This is a genomic window from Polynucleobacter sp. 39-46-10 (assembly GCF_002282275.1).
Map to the genome: position 1 here is coordinate 1 of NZ_NCJB01000539.1, position 1,116 is coordinate 1,116.

The following is a 1,116-nucleotide window of genomic DNA, read 5'->3' on the forward strand; positions in this document are numbered from 1 at the left end:
GAGAGAGTTGACGAAGATCGCTATTGCAGCTTCATACCCAAAATGGGTGAACATAAAGGCAGTTGACCAGCCCCAAGTAGAAGCCACCATTAGTACAGGAGGTGCCGCAAAATTGGTGAGTGTGCCACCAATAGAGATGTTTACAAATAATGCCCCTAGTGTGCCGAATAGCATTGGGGTAGAGCATTTATGCTTGTAAACCAAATCACGCAACAAGAAGGCTGCGAGCGTCATTGCTGCCGGCTCGGTAATGAATGAACCCAGTAATGGCGTGAGGGATAAGGTGAGGAAATACAGCATCGGCGCTTCGCGTGTTCGCAGGGCGACATGTAAAAACTTGCCAAGGGTATAGAGCAGGTGGGTGGCAAAAGTCAGGATAGGCTTGCTACCCGCAGCCACCATAATTGCAAATACAAAAAGCGGCTCTGTGAAATTACGCTTGCTTGCGTATTCTCTGGCGCTATCAAGGCCAGTTGTAAAACCGATATAAATTAGTAATACTGCTGCCCAGAAACCAAAAACAATCTCTACTTCGCCAAGTAGGTGCCATAAGCCCGAATGCAGGCGAGACTTCTTGGCTAGAGTTTCAAAATAGGAAGTGCTAAAGGTGTGCAGTACTGCTATCGCAAAAATAATACTGGCACCAAGTTCTGTAGGGGTAAAGTTCATGGGAAGATATTATCAGACTGTAGTTTTAACTAATTCGATTTTTGTTTAACTGCCATTAATCACTATCTGTATAGGGGTAAATATGAGTTTAATTCTGGGTTATGAGGATTTAATCGCCAATGCGATGGCTCAGATTGAAACGGTGCCCTTGGATCAGGCCAAAACCCTGCTTGATGATGAAAATACTGTTTTTGTCGATATTCGGGATGTTCGGGAATTAGAGCGCGAAGGCATGATCCCCGGTGCTTTTCATGCTCCTCGGGGGATGCTGGAGTTTTGGGTGGACCCAAAAAGCCCCTATTTCAAGCCGATTTTTGGTGAGGGTAAGCGTTTAGTGCTTTATTGCGCCTCGGCTTGGAGGTCCTCCTTGGCCACTGAAACCCTTCAAAAAATGGGAGTTCCCCGTGTTTGCCACTTAGAGGGCGGTTTTAGCGCCTGGAAAAAGGC

General features: G+C 46.4%; 2 protein-coding genes. One reads left to right on the forward strand and one right to left on the reverse strand.

Annotated elements, in window-relative coordinates; translation table 11 throughout:
- The coding region (locus B7X71_RS17520; RefSeq protein WP_293601683.1) for a putative Na+/H+ antiporter at window positions 1-669 on the reverse strand (669 nt) is incomplete at its 3' end.
- An 82-nt stretch (window positions 670-751) separates the two neighbouring features.
- On the opposite strand from B7X71_RS17520, the gene B7X71_RS17525 reads away from it, so the two are divergent.
- Window positions 752-1,116 (forward strand): rhodanese-like domain-containing protein (locus tag B7X71_RS17525; protein WP_293601684.1); only part of this gene is annotated, 365 nt, incomplete at its 3' end.